Source organism: Xanthomonas sp. NCPPB 1067 (genome assembly GCF_020783795.1).
In the GTDB taxonomy this organism is placed as follows: domain Bacteria; phylum Pseudomonadota; class Gammaproteobacteria; order Xanthomonadales; family Xanthomonadaceae; genus Xanthomonas; species Xanthomonas melonis.
The window spans coordinates 18,207-34,129 of sequence record NZ_JAJGQG010000005.1; the positions used below are offsets into that span (position 1 = coordinate 18,207).

Genomic DNA, 15,923 nt, shown 5'->3' on the forward strand with positions numbered 1-15,923 from the left:
CGGGTGGGTGCCAGATATGTGACGCATACTGCAACTGACTCAAGCGTATGGTTAAATCGTCGAATGAACGACATCATCGACTCCAGCTCCACCACGCCCCGCGCCAGCTCAGGTCGCGGCAACCGCCTCAGCGCCGACGATTGGGCGCAGGCCGCGCTGGACCTGATCGCCGAGCAAGGCGTCGGTGCGGTGGCAGTGGAGCCGCTCGCGCGCCGCCTGGGAGTCACCAAGGGCAGCTTCTATTGGCATTTTCCCTCGCGCGACGCGCTGCTGCAGGCCGCCCTGGAGCGCTGGGAGATCTTCGAACAGAAAGAGGTCTTCGGCAGCCTGGAAGACGTGCCCGACCCCAGTGCCCGCCTGCGCGCGCTCTTCCAGCTGGTGGCCCACGAAGTCACCCCGCATGTCATCTATAGCGAGTTGCTCAAGGCGCTCGATCACCCCGCGGTACGCCCGGTCATCGACCGCGTTTCGCAACGCCGCCTCGATTACCTGATCGCCTCGTTCCGCCAGGCCGGCCTGTCGCGTACCGACGCCCAGCACCGCGCCCGCCTAGCCTATGCCGCCTATGTCGGCTTCCTGCAGCTATCGCTGCAGCTCCAGCAGCCCAAGCAAGCCCGCGAAGAATTTGAAGCCTATGTAGAGCACGTGATTCAAACCCTGATCCCCGGGTGAGTCGAATGTCGTGCGTGTTGCAAGGATGTGGCGTGAGCACTGCCTGGCTTGAGTGGCTGAGAACACGGTCGCGGTAGTCCGCGCTGTCGAATAATGCTCGAGCGATAGGTAGAGATCCCGGGCGTTAGCGGCCGCGTAGCGTTCTTCTTTAGCGATTTTCAGAACAATCTGTGTAACTGAATAAGGGCTGAAATTCACGACAACACAATTTTTTGTTAACGCATCTTTAATTTCTCCAGCTTGATGGCTACTATCAGCGCAACCTTCGTTTTGGGCTCGCTTTTCGATCCCCCGAAGGCTTGTTCTTCACGCCATTACCAAGATCTTGGAGAGAGAGCTCAATGATGTACAAAACCAGCAAGCTGCGCGACGCGATTTCGTTCGCCATCGCGGTCGGCGCTTCCGCTTCGGCATTGCCATCGGTGGCGATGGCGCAGGATGCCGGGGCGACCAACCTCGATCGCATCGAGGTGACCGGGTCGCGCATCCGGCAAGTCGACACCGAAACGGCTCAGCCGATCCTGACGGTCAGCCGCGCCGACATCGAGAAGCAGGGTTTCTCGTCGGTTGCCGACATCCTGCAAAACATCAGCGCGGTCGGCACGCCGCCGATCAGCCGCGCATCGCCGCTTTCCTCTGGTGAGGCCGCCGGTGGTACGTACATCAGCCTGCGCGATCTTGGCGCGGCGCGTACTCTGGTGCTGGTCAATGGCAAGCGCCTGGGCATCACCACCGACGGCCTGCAGGACATCTCCACCGTGCCGGTCTCGTCGATCGACCGCATCGAAGTGCTGAAGGACGGCGCTTCCTCGATCTACGGTTCCGACGCTATCGCTGGCGTCATCAACATCATCACCCGCACCAATTTTGATGGTGCGACCGGCAACGTGTACTACGGCCAGTACTCGCAAGGCGACGGCGAAACCACCAACGCCGACTTCGTGATGGGCGTGACCGGCGAGCGTGGGACGCTGACCGTCGGCGTCGAGTACGCGAAGGAAGACCGGGTTGCAGCCTCCGACCGTCCGTATTCGGAGTTTCCGCGTTCATCCAACCACCCCGATTTCGCCTGGACTGCCGTGGGTGAGTTCGGTGGATTCGTGAGCCGTCCGGCTGACGCACTTCCCAACGTCCGGTATCCAGCCACCGCGACGGCGACCAATCCGAATCGGGAAGTTCGCGTTCTGGTGCGCGATGGTGGAAATCCGAACAATCCGGCCGACTACCGCCTGCAGAACACCGACCAGTTGGTTACGCAGGACAAGACCAACACCAATCGCTGGACCGACCTGCGTACGCCGCAGGAGCGTCGTTCGCTGTTCGTGGATGGCTCGTACGACGTGACCGAGAACGTGCGCTTCCGTACCAACGTGCTGTACAGCAACCGTGATTCGGAACGCCAGATCGCGGGCTACCCTTACCAGGCGCTGGCATTCGGTTCGCCGATCTCGGCCGATAGCGCGTTCAATCCACTCGATCGCGAGATCCCCAACTGGTGGCGTCGCACGACCGAAGTGCCGCGCACCACGCGTGCAGACCTCACCACCTATCGTTTCTCGGGTGCGTTCGATGGTTCGTTCAACATCGGAGAGCGCATCTTCGACTGGGATGTGGGCTACCTGTACAACAACAACAAGCTGGTGCAGAGCGGCTACGGCGATCTCAACCTCACCTCCTTGCGTGCGGCTGTCGGTCCGTCGTTCATCAATGCCCAGGGCGTTGCGCAGTGCGGCTCCGCCGCTGCTCCGATCGCACTGGCGCAGTGCGTCCCGTTCAATCCGTTCATCGCCGCCGGTCTGACCGGACCGGGTGCTTTTACTGGTAACCAGGCGCTGCAGGACTTCCTGATCCCCACCACGCACGCAACCGCCAACACCAAGACCAAGGTGATCACGGCCAACCTGGCAGGTAGCCTGTTCTCCCTGCCTGCCGGCGACCTCGGTTTCGCCGTGGGTGCCGAGCAGCGCAAGGAGGAGGGCGAGTTCAGCCCCGACGCGTTGACACAGTCGGGCAATACCTCTGGCCTGGCCAACTTCCCCACTGGTGGTAGCTACAAGGTGGAAGAAGTCTATGCCGAATTCAACGTGCCGCTGCTGGCCGATCTGCCGTTCGCGCGTGAGTTGAGCCTGAGCCTGGCGTCCCGTTACTCCGACTACAACACCTTCGGCGACACCGTGAACAGCAAGTTCGGCTTCAAGTGGAAGCCGCTCGACTCGCTGCTGGTTCGCGGTACCTGGGCAGAGGGCTTCCGCGCGCCGACGATCTCCGATCTTTACTCCGGTGGCTCGCAGTCGTTCGACTCGTACACCGATCCTTGCGACGTCCAGTTCGGCGCGTCTCGGACCAGTGCTGCGGTTCGTGCACGTTGCGCTGCCGCTCTGCCGGTCAACGCCGCTACCTTCCGTCAGCAGGCCCAGGGCTTCGTACCGACCACGGCAGCCTCGTCCCAGACGCCGGTGCCGTTCCTGTCAGGTTCCAACGACCAGTTGGTCCCCGAGACCTCCACCTCCAAGACCTTGGGCTTCGTGTGGAGCCCGGGCTTCGTGAGCGGCCTGAACGTTTCGCTAGACTGGTGGCAGATCCGCGTCGAAAACACCATCATCGCCGACACCGCAAACCTGATCCTCAACGACTGCTACCTCAACGGAATCGCCGAGCGTTGCAACGCGTTCACCCGTGACCCGGTCAGCGGTATCGTCAACACCTTGAACCGGACCTCGATCAACGCAGGTTATCGTGAGGTCGAGGGTTACGATCTGGACCTGGGTTACCGTCTGGCGACCGATACGGTCGGTACGTTCGGCATCAAGTGGACGACCACCTACACCAGTCGCGACGAGTTGGTGACGACTCGCAATCCGGTCACCAACCCGAACCCGTTCACGGGCGTGGGTTGGGCGGGCACCACCACCGGTACCCACTTCCGTATCCGTTCCAACGTTGCATTGAATTGGGATAAGGGCGATTTCGGTGCCAGCTGGACGGTGCGTTACTTCTCCGGCCTGAAAGAAAGCTGCCTGAGTGCGTCGTTGTTCCCGGACGAGTGCAGCGATCCGAATTACCGCGCGCCCAACAATCAGGGCGTTTCGGTCGGCAATCCCACCAACGAGCGTGGCGCGACCATCTTCAACGACGTCCAGGTGCGTTGGAATGCGCCGTGGAACGCGACCATTGCCGCCGGCGCCAACAATGTGTTCGACCGCGTCGGCCCGACTCTGTACAGCCAGCCGAGTTCCAATGTGTCTTACTTCGGCGGGTTCGACATCGGTCGCTTCCTGTACATGCGTTACACCCAGCGCTTCTGATAAGAGGCCGTTGAGGATTTAAGTGCAGCTACGCCCCCGCATGGGGGCGTAGTTTTTTATGCAATCCACATCCCCGAGCATTGCGGACTGTTCTGGCTGAGTACAAGCAGATCGTGTGATACGGCAATGCCGTTATGACCAGTAGCCATTGGCCCTGGCAGCCATCGCGACGTGGCAGTGTGAGATCATCCGTGAATGATTTCCCTGCCGCCTGAGCATCAAGCAACAATTCAAGCGTGGATACGTGACGGACTGGCGCCGCATGCCCTCGATAGCGCCGCTTGGTCCCGGTTCGCCGAGAAGCTGCACGGAGATAATGCGCTGCGAGATGCGTGTTACGCGTATTGGCAACTGGCTCTAATTGAGCCGGATGAGCCCGCATATCTAATCAATGTTGGAAACCTGCTGCTCGAGCTGGAAGAGTTTCAGGGTTCATTGATGGCGTTTGAAGACGCGATGCGGTGCGGCGCCGCCGATGCAGTTGCCTGTCAATTGGGGCGGGGACTGGCGCTGCTTTATCTGCAACGGTTCGGGCAGGCCGAGGAAAGCTTGCGCTGCGCTTGGAGGCAGGAACCACATGCCTGCGATGTCGCGTTGGCTTACTCCCAGTGTTTGATGGAGCTGGAACGCTTCGATGAGGCAAATGTGTGCCTCATGCACCTTGATGATCGGGACATGTCACGCACCCAGCGCGAAGCTTTCGCCTGGCTATTGGCCAACTGCGGCCATGAGCAGCGTGCGATCGCGCTGTATGCAGAACTGCTGGACGACACCCACGCAACCATCGAACTACGGATACAGCTTGTCCTGTTACTCGAAAGGCTCAATCGCCTTGACGAGGCCGATGCCCACCTTCAGCACCAGACAATTGTCTCAGGCCAGATGTCGCCCATGAAGGCGCTCGCCATGGGGCGCATGTTGCGGCGCCGGAGCAGGCATGCAGCCGCTGAGAATTGTCTGGAATCGGGACTTGCGATGGTGGGAGAGGGAGCACTGGGGGCGCTACTGGAGTTCGAGCGAGCCAAGAATGCCGATGCGGACAACAACTTCGACGAAGCGATGGTCGCCTTAGGTCAGGCGCACGAACGCGCCATCGCCGCATACCGATGCCGTTTTCCTGATCGGGCAGGTGATAATGCGTTGGCCTGGCTAGATGACGCGTTGGCCTTTACGGCACCTGACGCTTGGCGGGCGGAACCGATACATGATGGTTTCGAGGATCCGACGTTTTTGGTGGGTTTCCCGCGCTCCGGTACCACGCTGCTGGAGCGCATTCTCGATGCCCATCCGGCCACAGCCATACTGGACGAGCGTCCTGCGCTCGAGGAAGCGATCGCATCCTTGCCATCGGCGGCGGCCGATCCGGGCGTTGGTCTTGGTGATCGGCTGACCGCTCTTTCCTACGATCGGATCGCAGCGGCTCGAAGCGTCTATTTCAAGGTTGCTGCCCGATATACCTCGGTGCAGCAAGCTCTTGTCGATAAGTACCCACTGAATCTGACGCGGGTGCCTTTCATCGCGCGGCTGTTCCCACGGGCCAAATATATTCTTTTGCTACGCGACCCCTGCGATTGTGTTCTGAGCTGTTACATGCAGGCATTCGGTATGCGTGGGGGCGTCCTCTCGTTCTCGACGCTGGAGTCGTCTGCCGAGACGTACGTCAAGGTGATGTCGCACTGGGAGCATCATAGGGCGTTGGTTGACGCCCCGGTTCATGTCATTCGTTACGAGGATCTGGTGCGTGATATGCCGTCAGAGATTACTCCGCTGCTACGCTTTCTGGAGCTCGCATGGACTGATGCGATCACTGATTTCCAGGCGCTTGCCAGATCACGAACCATGCGAATCAACACGCCCAGCTATGCGCAGGTAGTGGAGCCGATCAATGGCAAGGCAGTAGGACGATGGGAAAATTATCGTCACCACTTTTCTCCGCAGACCCTGGATCTTCTCGCGCCCTGGCGTCGCCGTTATGGTTATGCCTAATCAACGCTGCGGGAAGCGGAGGTAGGTGGAAAGGATGTATTTGTCCCCGCTCTTGGGGTGTCTACCTTGATGGGCGTACATCCAGTATGGTGGAAACATCAGGAGCCGTCCAGCGCGAGGTTCAACCCCGCAGTTCAGGTCTGGGAACCATGTCTCTCCGCCTTCGGAAACGTCGTTGAGATACCAAAGGAATACCAGGTACCGGTCGCAGACGCTATTTATCGAATCGAAATGCGTCTGGAAGCTCTCATCGCTTCCGGAGCGATAACGCTTGAGGATCAATGGGCTCAGAAGCGGGCTATCTGGGACCGCGATACTGAGACCGACATCAGCGTTGTAGCGCGCGAGTTCCTGGCTGATGAGAGAACGGAAAAAGCTCAAAAATGCGTGATCTGACAGCTTGGAGATATCCAGCTCTGTCCACGCGCTGTCGTCCAGCCCGGGGCGTACGCCTCGGCCATTCCGCTCATGGAATTCGCTTAGCGTCAGAAACGATTCGACCAGCTTGGCGCACAGTTGCGGCGGCAGGCTATTGTCGTATGTCCGAATGAAGTGCCGAAGATGATCCTGAGAGGAGGGCGCCGCAGATGCGGCGCCCTCTTTCCCGTGATGCAGATCAGAATCGTGCAGTCCAACGCATCCAGTAGTACCTGCCGATGGCATCGTAGGTCCGCAAGTCGGTGGAGGCATTGAAGCCGGAATAGACCAGAGGGGGTTGGCGGTCTGCCAGGTTGCGAACGCCGATCTGGATCGTGCTGTTGTTCAAGGCTTCCAGGCGATACCCCAGCTGGAAATCGGTCTGGGTATAGGACGGAACCTGGCGCTTTGCCACGTAACCGTCGGTACCGACCTCGGCCACGTCCGGTGCCTCGTTGACATGATGGACGTAACGCGTGGTCAGGCTCGCATTGAGGTTGCCGAAGGTCCAGGTCAAGTCGTTGAGCGCACGCCAGCGTGCGATGTTTCCGAAGCCCGACGATGCGGAGTCCACGAACGTGCCCGCCAGACCCTTGCTCTGCGGAATCCCTGGGAACGCGCCCACATCGCTGCTCGGATCCCCCGATAGGAGGCGAACGTCATACTGGCGGATATAGGTGGTATCGAGATTCCATGACAGCCTGCCCCACGCGGCTTCCGGGGTGTTGTAGCGGAAACCGAGATCCACGCCGCTGGTACGCAACTCGCCGAAGTTGCCGATCGCATTGGTCATCTGCGCAACGTCGCCGGCCTCGTCACGGATAAAGGTGTCGCAGTAGCGCCCGAACTGATAGCACTGATTCAGCATCACGGTTTCGGGAAGTCGGGTAATGAACTGATCCAGACTCACGCGCCAATAGTCGGCGGTGACGCTGAATCCGTCCAGCCAACTCGGGCTATAGACGAAGCCGTAGGTGAATACGTCGCCTTCTTCCGGCTGAAGATTGGGATTGGCGACCTGGAACGAGGTCACCTGGTTATTGCTCTGGCGGAACGAGCCATCGGGAGCAACGCCTGCACAGGCACGCGGATCAGCGGTCGCCTGCCCGGAGTAGCCATTGCAAGGGTCGACATAACTGTTCGCGCTAGGCGACGTGGGCGAGAAGAGATTGCCGATCGTGGGTGCGCGGAACACGTCGGCATAGGTGCCGCGGAGCAGAAGATCGGAAAACGGCTTCCATTCCACGCCAATCTTGGAGTTGGTGGTTCCGCCGAAATTCGAGTAGTCGGAATAGCGCGTACCCAGTGTCAGGTTCAGCTTTTCCGCAAAGGGTACGTCGGCCAGCAACGGGACCAGTGCCTCGGCGTACACTTCATTGACATCGAATTCGCCCGAGATGTTGCCGAATGTACAGGCTTCCTGCGTCGTCAAGCAGACAGTCTCGCCTGGCGGAATGATGGTCAGGAAGTCGCTGGTCGAGCTTGCGGATTCTTCGCGGCGTTCGACACCGACCGCCAGCGATACCGTTCCTGCAGGAACATCGAACAGGTCGCCGGTTGCATTGGCGTTGTAGACCTTCAGGGTGTTTTCGCTGGTATTGGTGATCGTGGGATTGATCAAGCCGAGTGCAGACAATTGCGCCTGGCCCGTGGGGGTGCTCGGATCAGGGGCGGGCCCCAGGAAGTTGACCGGCAAGCAGCCATTGATTGCAGTTGCGGGATTGCCGGGCGTACGAACGCAGATCGGATTTCCAGTTGCGGGATCGATCATGGACGGGCCAAGCGCTGCGGCAAGCCCCGGGCTGAATAGGTAGCCCTTTACCGAAGAGGTCTGCGGCGAGCGGCCGTATCCGTAGGACGCGTCCCAGCTCCAGCTGCTGTCGCCGAATGCGCCGCGCAGGCCACCGGTGATCTGATAGGTCTCGGTGATGAATCGCGTGGTGCGCGTGGGAATGAAATCGCGAAGGCGCAGGCGCGCGTCTGTGATGTTCACGCCGAACGGGTTGTAAATGCTATTTGCACTGATCGGGACATTGTCCACTGCAGGCCGGCCGTCGAATGGCAGCGGCGCCAGTGCGAAGGAAGAGTCGGTCCGCAGCCAGGAACCCAGCACGAACGCTTCGACGTTATCGGTGAGCTTGTAGGTACCGTTCAGGAACATGCTGGTCCGCTCTTGCGGCGTCAGCGTCAGGTTGCCATCGGCCTGAAAGTTGTAGACGTCCGTCTGCGGATTGAAACAACGGAAATCCGACGGTGCCGAGCCGGGCCGGCCGTCGATGCGAGTCAGCGTGACGTTGGCGCCGGTGCCGCAATTGGGATCGCTCAGGTTGACGCCGGTGGCGTTGGCGCGCGGAACGACGTAGCGGCCGGTCAGGATTCGGCTGGTACCGCCGATGCCCTTCTCGCCCGCATAGAGCTGGTACGGTTGGCTGGAATAGGCGCGATCCGACGCGCGCACCTGGTCCGCCTTGTCGTAGCTCGCACCCAGCATCAAGCTGCCGCGGTCGTTGGTCATGCCGAAGACGGCATCGTAGCGCTCCGTCGCCGCGTCGCCGCGCGAGGAAGTGCCGTAGTACGCACTGGCTTCGACCCCGTCGAAGTCTTTGCGGATGATGAAATTCACCACGCCGCCGATGGCGTCGGATCCGTAGATCGCCGAGGCGCCGTCCTTCAATACCTCGACGCGCTCGATCAGGCCTAGCGGAATCGAGTTGATATCCACCGCACCGCTGGCATTGCTGACCGAGCCGATCCAGCGTCGTCCATCGACCAGAACCAGCGACCGATTGACGCCGAGGCCGCGCAGATCCACGGTAGCTGCACCGCCGCCGCCGCCGTTGTTCACCTGCGGATTGGTAGCCGCACCGGCAATTGCGGGCGTGCGCTGGAGAAACTCGCCCACCGTGGCTGCGCCAGAACTCTGGATGGCCTGGCGGTCGATCACGAATACCGGGCTTGCGGTTTCCAGGTCGGCGCGTTTGATACGGGAACCGGTCACTTCGATCTTGTCGAGGTTGGTTGTGGCACTGGCCGCCGCGTCCTGCGCAAAGGACGCGGGCGAATAGGCTCCTCCAACAACGAGCGCGAGGACGACGGCGTCACGCAGTTTGCTTGACGTGCACTTCATGGGCTCTCTCTCCGAATACGGAACTGGGGTTGGCCTGGCAAGCGGATCTGAAAGGCAGTTCCAAGGCGTCAGGGTGAACCGATGGTATCTGGCTGTTCGAATAAATTAAAGTCCCGTTAATGCGGCGTCGGAGACAAATGAAAACGCCACCGTGGTGACGGTGGCGTTGGTCTAGAAGCTTTGTTGGGCAAACCCGCTTACAGATCTTGCTCGTACCGAACGTACGGAATCGTGCCGTCGCTATTGCTTTCGTTGTTGGGCGCGAAAGGATTCTTGCCGCGGGAGATGACATTCTCGGCGCCGACCGTCAGCTGCCCGCTCCAGGGGGTCCGCCAGGTCAGGCCCAGGCCCAGGCCCTCCCATTTTTCGGGTTGACCGGGAACATCGACCACCCGGCCGATGACATTGGCGCTGAAGGCGCCATAGCCGCCGCCGACGCTGAGCGTCTTGCTGTCCCACTGGTCGGCGATTGCCGGAGAGACATCGGCCAGTGGCACCAGGCGTGCGCGGGCGTAGGTGCCGCCGATCGAGACGAAACCCTCGCGGCCGATGTTCTTCTGGCCGAAGACGGTCAGGTCGTTCTGCTCGACACGCGTCAGTGGCGCCTTGCCGGCGCCCATCAGCCATGCGGGAAGCGTGTCGCGGCCGCTACCGGCAGTGACGCCGACGCGGCCATTGCCGCGGTTGAAGCCCAGCGTGCCGGACACACGTCGCGATGCGGCGGTGCTGTCTTCCTCGTCGTCACCGATACCGGCGAGCAGGCAATGGCTGGCCAGTCCGCTGATATTGGTGCCGCGGCTGCTGTTGCACAGCAGGCCCAGCGAATCGCCGGAGGTCAGGCCGAATGCGGCGTCCAGCGAGTTACGACCGAAATGCCAGCGTGCCCCCGCCTTCTGCTCGCCGGTGGGTTCCAGGTACAGGAACGCCTCCACCTTGCCGCTGCCCTTGTTCCACACCGGCAGGATCGTGCTTTCGCGCACCTGCTGCGGTGCCGACTGCGCATGCACGCCCGCCGTTGCCGCGAGGGCAACCAGCAGGGCGAGCGGAAGGCGCAGGAGGTGTCGCATACGGGAGGTCAGACCCAGGGGCAGTTGTTAAGTTCCCGGAAGCGGGCAAGCGGGATGCTAGGGGGTTTATGATTATTTAACAAGTAGTCACGTTCCCCCGAACGCTCGCGCAATGCTATCTATTGCAACCGATCTGGCGCCTGCTGGGACGGTTGCGCTGACTCGAAAAGTACGGCCAGCTCGGTCAACGGAAAGTGATACTCGCGGCCGCAGAATTCGCAGCGTACTTCCACCTGCCCGCGTTCTTCGGCTGCGGCGCGGGCTTCCTGCTCGCCCAGCGACTGCAGCATCGAGGCGACCCGTTCGCGAGAGCAGGAGCAGCCGAAACGCAGCGGCTTGCTGCCCAGCAGTTGGGTGTCCTCTTCGTGGAACAGGCGATGCAGCAGGTCTTCGCCGGCGATCGAGAGCAACTCCGGCGCACCCAGCGTGTCGAACAGGGCGCCGATGCGCGTCCAGCCGTCGGTATCGCCCTCGTCGCCTGGAAGCTTCTGCAGCAACAGACCGGCGGCCTGATCCGGGCCGGCCGCCAGCAGCAGGCGGGTGGGTAGCTGTTCGGATTGCTGGAAGTAGGTCTCGAAGGCTTCGGCCAGGTCCGGCGCCTGCATGCCGACCAGGCTTTGGTAGCGCTGCGGTTCGCGCGGGTCCAGGCCGGGATTTTCGATGGTGATCGCCAGCAGGGCGGCCTCGCCCAGTTCGCGCAGATCGGTGGGCGCGTCGGCGCCGTCGGCCAGTTGCACGATGCCGCGCAAGGTGCCGGAGGCAGTGCACTCGGCGAACAAGGTCCGCAGCGTGTCGTTACCGCGCAGTTGCACCGACAGGCGCCCGTCGACCTTGGTATGACCTGTGAACAGGGCCGCAGCGACGGCCGCTTCGCCGAGCAACTGGCGGGCCGCCGGCGGATACTCGGCCGTGCCCTGGATGTCGTGCCAGGCCTGGGTCAGGCGTACGTGGACGCCGCGCACACCGGCGGCAGGCAGCAGGAAGCGGGAGAGCTGGTCGTGATCGGTCATGGAGACATCGGACGTAAGGGACGCTGGTTGCCGGATAATGCGGCAAGGCATCGGTGATGAAAGGTCGTAACGCACAATGGGGACGGATGCATGGGATGGCAAGCAGGCCGCGCCGCCGCGGCGTAGACGCTGGCTGCGCTGGATCGTGGCGGCACCGCTGCTGTTCGCGGCCGCGAGCGTGCTGCAGGTGCTGGTGCTGCGGGTGGTCGATCCGCCGATCAGCAGCATGATGGTCGGGCGCTATCTGGAAGCGTGGGGCGAGGGCGACTGGCGCTTTTCCCTGCACCAGCAGTGGCGCGACTACGACAGGATCGCCGCCAGCCTGCCGATCTCGGTGGTGGCGGCGGAAGATCAGCAGTTCCCGCTGCATCATGGCTTCGATCTGCAGGCCATCGAGAAGGCGCGCGATCACAATGCGCGCGGTGGGCGTGTGCGCGGGGCGAGTACGATCAGCCAGCAGGTCGCCAAGAACATGTTCCTGTGGCAGGGCCGCAGTTGGGTGCGTAAAGGTCTGGAGGCCTGGTACACCGTACTGATCGAGCTGCTGTGGCCCAAACAGCGCATTTTGGAGATGTATCTCAACGTGGCCGAGTTCGGCGATGGCGTGTATGGCGCGCAGGCCGCCGCCCGGCAGTTCTGGGGCAAGGACGCGGCCGGGCTGTCGGCGACCGAGTCGGCGCGCCTGGCGGCGGTGCTGCCGTCTCCGCGGCGCTACGACGCGCGACGCCCGGGAGGTTATGTGCAGCGGCGTACCGCGTGGATCCAGCGACAGGCGCGGCAGTTGGGCGGCCCTGCCTACCTGCAGGTGAAGTGAGCATGCAACGGATCGAACAGGCGGCGCCAACCGCTTCCGAGCGGCTGACGGTGGTGATCGCGGCCTATAACGAGGAAACCAGCATTCCGCTGCTGCATCCGCGCCTGTGCGCAGTGCTTGAGGAACTGACCGATCTGAACGCGTATGTGCTGTACGTCGACGACGGCAGCACCGATGGCACCTGGGGCGTGCTGCAGGCATTGGCGCAGGCCGATGCGCGGGTGGGTGCGCTGCGTTTGTCGCGCAACTTCGGCAAGGAAGTCGCGGTGTCTGCGGGCCTGGACCATGTCGCGCCTGGCGCGGTGGTGCTGCTCGATGCCGACGGGCAGGACCCGCCGGAACTGATTCCGGAATTCGTCGCGCTATGGCGGGCCGGCTACGACAACATCTTCGGCACGCGCGTCTTTCGCGAGGGCGAGGGCTGGCTCAAGCGCAGCGCCGCGCATGCCTTCTATCGGGTGATCCGGCGCCTCTCACGCACCCCGATCCCGGCCGATACCGGCGATTTCCGTCTGCTGTCGCCGCGGGTGGTGCAGGCCTTGCAGCAGCTGCGCGAGCGCCACCGTTTCATGAAGGGCTTGTTCGGCTGGGTGGGATACCGACAGGTCGCGCTGCCCTATCGGCGCGCGCCACGGCTGTCCGGGCGCAGCAAGTTCACCGTGTGGCGTCTGTGGAACTTCGCGTTGGAGGGCATCACCAGTTTTTCCACGGTGCCGCTGCGCGCGGCGACGTATCTGGGCCTGATGGCTGCTGCGGTGGCCTTCGCGTTCGGTGCCTGGGTGGTGGTCAAGGCGGCCTTGGTCGGCGATCCGGTGGCCGGCTGGCCAACGATGATGTCGGTGATCCTGTTCCTGGGCGGTATCCAGTTGATCGCGTTGGGGCTGATCGGCGAATACCTGGGCAGGCTGTACGACGAAGCGAAGCAGCGTCCGTTATACCTGGTCGATACCCAGCGCGGCGTGGTGGGAGTAGGCTGCCAACACCAGACCGAGCGCGGAGCGGATCATGCAGACCGTACGACAGCTGTTGGGAACCAAGAAGGGTGAGATATTCGCGGTGGCGTCCGACGCTGCGGTGATCGAAGCGATCCGGCTGATGGCCGCAAAGAGCATCGGTGCGGTCTTGGTCATGGACGGGCCGACGCTGGTCGGCATCGTGTCCGAGCGCGACTACGCGCGCAAGGTGGTCCTGCGCGAGCGTTCCTCGTCCAATACCAGCGTGGCGGAGATCATGAGTTCGGATGTGGTGACGGTGCTGCCATCGGAGACGGTTGAGCGCTGCATGCAGCTGATGACCGCAGGCCGGTTCCGTCATCTGCCTGTGGTCGAAGACGGCCGCGTGTTGGGCGTGATCTCGATCGGCGACCTGGTCAAGGCGGTGATCGAGGAGCAGCAACGCGACATCGATCAGCTGCAGCGCTACATCGCCAGCTGAGGCATTCCGCTGAAGACCGCAAACGCATACCGGATGTGGTCGGCGTTCGCATTCGCAGCACCCTTGGCTCGATCGGTGAGCCGAGCATGTTCACTGCGCATACTTGCCGCCGCAATCGCTGTCCTTGCCGGGGCCGGGTTCGAAGGTGGCCAGCAGGGCGGCCGGGGGCGCGATGCTTCCCAATGCGACCGCAATGGCACCGCGCACGCCCAACGCCTTGAAGTCGGGGCGGAAGCTTGGGTCCTTGAAGGTTCCTGCGATGCGCAGCGGCGAGCGCAGGCTCAGGATGCTGCGGTCCTTCGGGCGCGGGCGCAGCAGCAGATCGAGCGTCTCGTTCTTGAGACTGATGTTTCCTTCGCCGACGATGATGGTGTCGGTGCTGTCGAACGCCAGGGCGCGTGATTGCATCACCCCGTCCTGCACGCCGAAATCACCGAAGATGCAGCGCACCGGGATCTGCCGATCCTTGGTGATCAGATACTTCAGCGATTCGGCGATGTCCAGGCCTGCCAGCTCCATGATCAGGTTGCCGACATGGCCGCGGCCCATGCCGACGCCGACCGAGCCGTCGGCACTACCGAGCATCGCCGCGACCGAGTTGCCACGCCCGCGCAGGTCCAGCTCGCCGCCGATTGCGCCCGACGCCTGCTTGGCGAGCGTTGCATCGGGAAACAGACGATCCAGCCGGATGCCGCGGATACCGGCTTTCAGGTGTGTGGCGATGACCGCGTTGCGCGCATCCATGCGGATGGTGGAGCGGATGTCGCCACCGGCCACGCCGAAGTTGAGCGGATCCAGCTGCAGCAGGCCATCTTCCAGCTTCAGCGAGGCATCCATGTCATCCAGCGGCCAGGACGGTGCGTTGATGCGCTGCGCCCGCCAGCGCACCTGGGCATCCATCGCGCGCAGCTTGGACAGGTCGTACGGCGTGGCAGGCAGGAGACGCGCGCTGGCGGCAAGGCGTGCGGCCTGCTGCTTCTGATCGGCATTGGCCGATTCGTCGCCGCCGGTCTTGGGTGGGGCGCCGACGAAGCCGGCCAGGTCGTCGAAATCCAGGCGTCTGGAGGCCAGGTCCGCGCGGAGGTAAGGGCGCTTGTTGCGCAGGTCGATCTCGGCGGTACCGGACAGGTCGCTGTCGCCGGCGGTGCCGGCGAACCTTTCGTAGCGCCACACATCGCCATCACGCCGCAGGCGACCGTCGAGCGTGTACGGCGGGGTGGACGGGATGGCGACGCCGGTGAGTGGATACAAATCCTGCATGTCCTGGCCGCTGAGCGCCATCTGCAGATCGAAGACGCGGAACTGGAACGGGTTGGTCAGCGTGCCGCGCACATGCGTGCGGGTAGCACCTGCGCGACCGCGCAGATCGATACGGAAGGGGTGCTCGCTCTGGCTCAGTTCCAGGGGCGATGCGGTATCGCCTTTCAGCGTGAAGGGGTAACCCTTCCAGCGGCCTTTTCCTTCGATGCCGATCGGTGCCGCACGCTGATCGCTGCGTGGCGGTGCCAGGCTGTTGATCGCCACGTCGATATCCGATCGGCCGGCCTCGTCGATGTAGCGCAACCGGCCCGCACTGACCAGCAGGCGCCCCAGGCGCGGCATGCTTCCATCGCCGCTGTTGCCATCGAACACCCAATTGCCGGGGTGGCTGTCGTTGCCGGCCTCCAGCAGCACGCTTGGGTGGTCGAGACGAATCTCCGGCAGCCGCACCGTGCCGCGTAGCAGTGGCCAGAACTCGATATCGATCTCGGCGGAATCGAGCTCGGCCATCGCGCCCCGTTTGGACCAGGAGGCGTTGCCCAGTCGCAGCCGCTCTCCTCGCACGGTGGTGACGCGTCCCAGATCCACGTCCAGATGGCCGAGTCGGAACTCCCGGCCGGTCTTGGCGCTGACCGCGCGCTCGACCGGGCCGCGGAACCAGTTCCAGTCGAACAGGATCAGCACGATTGCCACGATCGCGGCAGCGATACCCAAGCCGATCAGCCAGCGCCGCCGGCGTACCCGGCGGGAAGATCGAGTGGAAGTGGTACGGGTCGCAGTGTTCACGTGCGCCATGGTTGGCGATCGCTCGTGCACGCTGCGCGAAACATG

The 15,923-nt window shown here is 62.7% G+C and carries 11 protein-coding genes; 6 read left to right on the forward strand and 5 right to left on the reverse strand.

Going from position 1 to position 15,923, the window contains the following annotated elements:
• The first annotated feature begins 63 nt into the window (after positions 1-63).
• The 3 genes from LL962_RS05560 to LL962_RS05570 all read left to right on the forward strand — a co-directional run bounded on the left by LL962_RS05560 (position 64) and on the right by LL962_RS05570 (position 5,963).
• Positions 64-672 (forward strand): TetR/AcrR family transcriptional regulator, encoded by a 609-nt coding sequence (locus tag LL962_RS05560; RefSeq protein WP_228316235.1) that lies wholly within the window; start codon positions 64-66, stop codon positions 670-672.
• A gap of 341 nt (positions 673-1,013) precedes the next feature.
• A complete protein-coding gene (locus LL962_RS05565; protein WP_228316236.1) occupies positions 1,014-3,977 on the forward strand; it encodes a TonB-dependent receptor domain-containing protein in 2,964 nt (987 codons plus the stop codon).
• 195 nt (positions 3,978-4,172) lie between these two features.
• Positions 4,173-5,963, forward strand: coding sequence for a tetratricopeptide repeat-containing sulfotransferase family protein (locus tag LL962_RS05570; protein ID WP_228316237.1), 1,791 nt, complete (start codon positions 4,173-4,175; stop codon positions 5,961-5,963).
• Here LL962_RS05570 and LL962_RS05575 read toward each other — a convergent pair whose 3' ends face one another.
• From LL962_RS05575 to hslO, 4 genes are all read right to left on the reverse strand, one after another.
• Complete coding sequence (locus tag LL962_RS05575; RefSeq protein WP_228316238.1) at positions 5,964-6,626, reverse strand: 2OG-Fe(II) oxygenase; 663 nt, start codon at positions 6,624-6,626, stop codon at positions 5,964-5,966.
• Positions 6,580-9,507: a TonB-dependent receptor domain-containing protein gene (locus tag LL962_RS05580; protein WP_228316239.1), complete on the reverse strand. Its 2,928-nt coding sequence runs from the start codon at positions 9,505-9,507 to the stop codon at positions 6,580-6,582. Before LL962_RS05580 ends, LL962_RS05575 begins: the two co-directional genes overlap by 47 nt.
• Before the next feature lie 197 nt (positions 9,508-9,704).
• Entirely contained in the window at positions 9,705-10,541 is an 837-nt protein-coding gene (locus LL962_RS05585; RefSeq protein WP_228316354.1) for an XOO1806 family protein, read from the reverse strand.
• A gap of 152 nt (positions 10,542-10,693) precedes the next feature.
• On the reverse strand, positions 10,694-11,584 hold the full coding sequence (hslO, locus tag LL962_RS05590) for an Hsp33 family molecular chaperone HslO (protein ID WP_228316240.1): 891 nt from the start codon (positions 11,582-11,584) through the stop codon (positions 10,694-10,696).
• A 76-nt stretch (positions 11,585-11,660) separates the two neighbouring features.
• Here hslO and mtgA point away from each other — a divergent pair, with 76 nt between their 5' ends.
• Genes mtgA through LL962_RS05605 form a run of 3 tightly spaced genes read left to right on the forward strand, consistent with a single transcriptional unit; the run spans position 11,661 to position 13,832 of the window.
• On the forward strand, positions 11,661-12,398 hold the full coding sequence (gene mtgA, locus LL962_RS05595; protein WP_228316241.1) for a monofunctional biosynthetic peptidoglycan transglycosylase: 738 nt from the start codon (positions 11,661-11,663) through the stop codon (positions 12,396-12,398).
• A gap of 2 nt (positions 12,399-12,400) precedes the next feature.
• Complete coding sequence (locus LL962_RS05600) at positions 12,401-13,444, forward strand: glycosyltransferase family 2 protein (protein WP_228316242.1); 1,044 nt, start codon at positions 12,401-12,403, stop codon at positions 13,442-13,444.
• Complete coding sequence (locus LL962_RS05605) at positions 13,404-13,832, forward strand: CBS domain-containing protein (protein WP_104586511.1); 429 nt, start codon at positions 13,404-13,406, stop codon at positions 13,830-13,832. Before LL962_RS05600 ends, LL962_RS05605 begins: the two co-directional genes overlap by 41 nt.
• A gap of 90 nt (positions 13,833-13,922) precedes the next feature.
• Here the strand turns inward: LL962_RS05605 and LL962_RS05610 are convergent, their stop codons facing one another.
• On the reverse strand, positions 13,923-15,887 hold the full coding sequence (locus LL962_RS05610) for an AsmA family protein (protein ID WP_167395242.1): 1,965 nt from the start codon (positions 15,885-15,887) through the stop codon (positions 13,923-13,925).
• Positions 15,888-15,923 lie beyond the last annotated feature (36 nt).

Excerpts from the sequence above, each read along its gene's own strand:
- LL962_RS05565 (WP_228316236.1), top strand. The coding sequence starts at position 1,014 with ATGATGTACAAAACCAGCAAGCTGCGCGACGCGATTTCGTTCGCCATC.
- LL962_RS05580 (WP_228316239.1), bottom strand. The coding sequence starts at position 9,507 with ATGAAGTGCACGTCAAGCAAACTGCGTGACGCCGTCGTCCTCGCGCTC.
- hslO (WP_228316240.1), bottom strand. The coding sequence starts at position 11,584 with ATGACCGATCACGACCAGCTCTCCCGCTTCCTGCTGCCTGCCGCCGGT.
- LL962_RS05610 (WP_167395242.1), bottom strand. The coding sequence starts at position 15,887 with ATGGCGCACGTGAACACTGCGACCCGTACCACTTCCACTCGATCTTCC.
- mtgA (WP_228316241.1), top strand. The coding sequence starts at position 11,661 with ATGGGGACGGATGCATGGGATGGCAAGCAGGCCGCGCCGCCGCGGCGT.
- LL962_RS05560 (WP_228316235.1), top strand. The coding sequence starts at position 64 with ATGAACGACATCATCGACTCCAGCTCCACCACGCCCCGCGCCAGCTCA.
- LL962_RS05600 (WP_228316242.1), top strand. The coding sequence starts at position 12,401 with ATGCAACGGATCGAACAGGCGGCGCCAACCGCTTCCGAGCGGCTGACG.
- LL962_RS05605 (WP_104586511.1), top strand. The coding sequence starts at position 13,404 with ATGCAGACCGTACGACAGCTGTTGGGAACCAAGAAGGGTGAGATATTC.
- LL962_RS05575 (WP_228316238.1), bottom strand. The coding sequence starts at position 6,626 with ATGCCATCGGCAGGTACTACTGGATGCGTTGGACTGCACGATTCTGAT.
- LL962_RS05570 (WP_228316237.1), top strand. The coding sequence starts at position 4,173 with ATGATTTCCCTGCCGCCTGAGCATCAAGCAACAATTCAAGCGTGGATA.